The organism is Aeromonas sobria (assembly GCF_006243315.1).
GTDB classification, from domain to species: domain Bacteria; phylum Pseudomonadota; class Gammaproteobacteria; order Enterobacterales; family Aeromonadaceae; genus Aeromonas; species Aeromonas sobria_A.
Map to the genome: position 1 here is coordinate 1 of NZ_NKWE01000004.1, position 3,889 is coordinate 3,889.

A 3,889-nucleotide genomic window follows, 5' to 3' on the forward strand; every position below is an offset into this window, starting at 1 on the left:
GCATGTGGACGGACGGGCGCAGTTACCCACCTCGCCAAGATCATCGCTCTTTTTTTTGTTTGAAAGACAGGGCGTAAGACACCGGCGAGCCTATCTTTCGCTGCGCTTCAAGATAGGCTCGCCCTCCTGCTTGGCTACGTTAAAAATGACGTAGTTACGCTGGATAGATCGCCTTGCTCAGGACTATCGAGGCTGCTTGCGGCAGCTCCCCCTCACGCGCTCCTGAGACACACCTTGCCACTCTGCACCTGCTTCAGTCCCCACCTGTGGGCCGGACTGCCGCGCCGTTTTTATCGAGCTGGCCGTGGTTGGTTCCCCGTTGCGCTCGGTGCTGGTGCCCCATGGTTGCGAGCCATGGGAGGCTATGGTGCGCGTCGCACGCTGGGCCGTATGTGAGGATTCCCCGTTCGGCCCGACCCCTGCACCCGCTCGACAACATCAACATGCTTCCAATTCGAGCGGATACGACTAATCGCCATTGGCAGAGGCCAACGGTAACAGGGTTCGGGCGAGAGATTGCTTGATTGATAGGGCCGTAGGCCGCTAAACTGAATGGGTCTTACGGTAGCTGCTTCCGCCCGAAGCTGTTACCAGGTACTGAGAGCGCCAACTCAAAGTACCTTCGAACAAACCGCCTGCCAGGGCGGTTTTTTCGTTTCTGGCGATTAGGTTACGCTGGATCCTTCAATCCCGTCAACGCAAAGTCCCCCGAGCTACATCGCGACGACTCATGTCTCATAAACCACCGAAAAATCTTGTTGAGACTAATACAAGTATGTGTATACTATTGCGCCTCATCTTTGAGGTTGTTTTTTGTTCCAAAAAGGAACAAAAACAGCTTGAAAATGGTGATTTTATCACGATATATGGCGTTGAACTGTTTTAGTTCTCTGCTATAGTGAACCAGAGTGAGTTATTAAATTTAATATGTGTAATTAACTTTAAATATGTCTACACTCATTAATTAATAGGTGTCATATGTCAAATCAGAATCCATTCTCGTTCTTGACTGACGACCCTGTAAAATTCAATGCTTGGTCGTTAAAGTCAAAACTAATAATCATCCTCAGGGACATGGTCAACGAGCACGGCTGGACACAGCAAGAAGCCGCTCAAGCCTTGGGGATCAGCCAACCAAGAGTAAGCAATATGCTCAATGGTAGAATCGATAAGTTCTCCATCGACATGCTCTACTCGTTATTATTCAAGCTGGGGTTCAGCGGTGAGCTGACATACACTCCAGACAATCGGCAAGAGCCGCTGAATATGAAACTGAAAAGGGCGGTGCTGTAACACCGCCCCCTAGGTTACCCCTCATAAGCGGAACTTAGAGGTTCTTCAGCCTCTGCTTAGCCACATCACAGTTGTGCACATCAGGGCCGTTTTTAGTTTTTTTGAATGCGTGCAGGATTACGATCTTGCCCTCGATCTTCGTCGTGTACACGCATCGGTAAGCTGGACGGCCATTGATTTTCAACTCGATGACCCCCTTACCTACAGAGGTGAGGTGTTCTATTTCCATCGATGGCTGGTGACCGCTAGCGATCGACTCCAGTTCCACCATGAACTGCTGCCCTACCCATTCGGGGAGGTCTCGCAGGCACTTTACTACTTGATTGTTAGCGGTCTCGATCTTCAGGTTTGACATATAGGCTCCTTAGCCAGTGGGTTGTTTTTAAATATTCGAATGTATTAGCCATTTTGTATCTCCGCCTGCGCATCCTGCGCAGTAGTTAATAGAGCACCCTTCCGGTGCTGGAATTAAATGTTAACATTTTTCATTAATATCCAAATCGCTGAACGCGTTCGGAAAATGCAGGCATTGCTGCACCTTGCATCATACAAGCAGATATATATTCAAGTCAATCCAGCAATCAATCATTTGCTCAGAAAGCAACCACTAAATTTGATGTGATTTACCCAACCCTCTTTGGGCGATGGGATATTGCGTAGCGAAATCCCTTCGCATAAAGAGGGGGGCAAGCGCAGCGCGGCAGGTCTTTTTCGCCCCGCAGGGCTCCTACTTTGCGCAGTAAAGTGTAAGGAGTACACTTTGAACTCCAAAGCCGCCACCCTCAGAGCCCCCGATGAAGTTCACGTTCGCCGTAGCCAAGATGAGCAAAGCCGACATTGGCAGGGCTCAGGGACACAACCTCCGCCTCCACGAAACCAGCAGCCAGCTTCCCAAACGGGCATGGTTTACAGAGAGCCCGCTGCACACCAAGGTCGAGTGGGATCAGGGAAAGCTCGATGCGGCCTCGGCACTGGCCAAGCGCAAAGATGCCGTGGTGGCGATCGAGTTCATCATCCAGGTCGGCAACCAAACCGACTGGCGAGAAGACCCCGCACCAGAGTGCCCTGAAGGGCCGCCTATCGAGCGCGATCTGGCGCAGTTCTTTGCCCCGTTCGGGGAGCAGGTCAAGGCATGGGCCGATCAGGAGTTCGGCCCCGAGAACGTGGTATCTATCCAGCTGCATATGGACGAGAGCACCCCGCACTTCCATGTCATTGCCACCCCGATCAAAGACGGCAAGCTGCAGGCGAAAGCGTGGCTGGATGGCGGCCGGAAGCTGGCGGGGATCCGGCGCCGATGCCACGCCACGATCAACGAAAAGATCCCCTGCGTGTACACCCCCAACGGTCTGGGGGGAAACCCGCACCGGCCAGACCTGCGCGCCGGCACCGCCCCAGTCCCGACCCTGATCGAGAAAATGAGCGGCCACGCCAAAGCCCAGAAGCTGGAGCGAGAGAACGCCGCACTGCAGGAGGAGAATACCCAGCTCAAGCAGCTCCTGTTTAGCCGCCAGAAGGGCCGTTATAGCGCGGACAACGTGGAACTGGCCCAGCAGGCTACCACAGAGGCGCAGAAGGCCCAGAGCGAGCTCCAGAGGGCGCAGGGGGAAGTTAAGCGGCTCACCATGGCGCTCGATAACGCCCAGAGCGTGATAGGCCGACAAGGGGCAGAGATCGACAAGCTCAAGGGCTACAACCGAACGCTTTCGGAGCAGAACAACGAACTGGAGGAGAAACTGCAGGATCTCCAGCCAAAGCGGAGCCGCGGTAAGGGGATGGGCCTATGAAGGTATGGCAGGTTGTAGGGCTACTGGCCGCAGTGCTGGCAGTGAAGGGGGCAAGCAGCTCCTCAAGTGGCTGGTTCATGAGGCTGCTTGGCCTGCATGACGTGTTCAGCTGGGCCGCCCCAGCATGGTGGGAAGGGGCGATATGCATGGGGGCGCTAGCCCTCCTGCTGCGCTGGGCAAAAGTCTGATATATCCGACCTAGCGGCTGCTCAGGTCTATCTCGATGCGGCGAAAGCCAATGCCGTGGGCCGTGTTGGCCGCCGCATCGATGGAAGAGAACACCCGCCAGCCTCCGCGCTGCCGCTCCACGACTTCGGTACCCGCCTTGCCAAAGCGCACCAAGTGGAGGTGGAACCCAGAACCCATGGGGGTGGGGACGATCATCGCCTTGGAGAATCCCCCCATGTCGAACACCGTCTTGGCCTCTTTCTCCTGCATAATCAAATCTCCAATCTGAAACATCAAATAGACAATTTGATGTTACCCCTTCGGGAGCCTAAAGCAATCAATTTGCGAATTTGAACCGTCGAATTTGGAAAATGATTTTCAATCCAGCTCGAGGCCCAAGGCAATGAGGCATTCCCGCCACTTCTGAGCCTCCAAATCGAAGTTGAGCAGGCCACCTTCTACACTGATCCGACTCCCCAAATCGAGCAGCTGCATGTCCGTCATGTCGCACAACCGCTTGCCAGCGGCATCCAGTAGCCATACCCGATCACCATCAAGCTCGATCAGGTGCTTGTCGAACCTCATAAGTACCTCCGGCCAGAACCAAACCTAACCCGCGTCCGTGGATAACTGCTGCCGAC

Annotated in this window: 5 protein-coding genes; 2 read left to right on the forward strand and 3 right to left on the reverse strand. The window is 54.3% G+C overall.

The window, feature by feature from the left end; all coding sequences use genetic code 11:
- Positions 1–978: 978 nt before the first annotated feature.
- The gene (locus CF137_RS01630) at positions 979–1,293 is read left to right on the forward strand and encodes a helix-turn-helix domain-containing protein (RefSeq protein WP_139717473.1); all 315 of its coding nucleotides are present in this window, start codon (positions 979–981) and stop codon (positions 1,291–1,293) included.
- Between the two features lie 34 nt (positions 1,294–1,327).
- Here CF137_RS01630 and CF137_RS01635 read toward each other — a convergent pair whose 3' ends face one another.
- Positions 1,328–1,648, reverse strand: a complete 321-nt coding sequence (locus CF137_RS01635; RefSeq protein WP_139717475.1) for a type II toxin-antitoxin system RelE/ParE family toxin — start codon at positions 1,646–1,648, stop codon at positions 1,328–1,330.
- 439 nt (positions 1,649–2,087) lie between these two features.
- On the opposite strand from CF137_RS01635, the gene CF137_RS01640 reads away from it, so the two are divergent.
- Positions 2,088–3,080 carry a plasmid recombination protein gene (locus CF137_RS01640; protein ID WP_139717478.1) on the forward strand — a complete coding sequence of 331 codons (993 nt, stop codon included), beginning with the start codon at positions 2,088–2,090 and terminating at the stop codon, positions 3,078–3,080.
- Between the two features lie 198 nt (positions 3,081–3,278).
- On the opposite strand, the gene CF137_RS01645 is transcribed toward CF137_RS01640, so the two are convergent.
- Together CF137_RS01645 and CF137_RS01650 are read right to left on the reverse strand one after the other, a co-directional pair.
- A complete protein-coding gene (locus CF137_RS01645; protein WP_015056833.1) occupies positions 3,279–3,518 on the reverse strand; it encodes a hypothetical protein in 240 nt (79 codons plus the stop codon).
- A 108-nt stretch (positions 3,519–3,626) separates the two neighbouring features.
- Complete coding sequence (locus tag CF137_RS01650; protein ID WP_139717480.1) at positions 3,627–3,833, reverse strand: hypothetical protein; 207 nt, start codon at positions 3,831–3,833, stop codon at positions 3,627–3,629.
- Positions 3,834–3,889 lie beyond the last annotated feature (56 nt).

Bases quoted from the DNA above. Each gene is read 5' to 3' on its own strand.
- CF137_RS01645 (WP_015056833.1), bottom strand. From the start codon at position 3,518: ATGCAGGAGAAAGAGGCCAAGACGGTGTTCGACATGGGGGGATTCTCC.
- CF137_RS01630 (WP_139717473.1), top strand. From the start codon at position 979: ATGTCAAATCAGAATCCATTCTCGTTCTTGACTGACGACCCTGTAAAA.
- CF137_RS01640 (WP_139717478.1), top strand. From the start codon at position 2,088: ATGAAGTTCACGTTCGCCGTAGCCAAGATGAGCAAAGCCGACATTGGC.
- CF137_RS01635 (WP_139717475.1), bottom strand. From the start codon at position 1,648: ATGTCAAACCTGAAGATCGAGACCGCTAACAATCAAGTAGTAAAGTGC.
- CF137_RS01650 (WP_139717480.1), bottom strand. From the start codon at position 3,833: ATGAGGTTCGACAAGCACCTGATCGAGCTTGATGGTGATCGGGTATGG.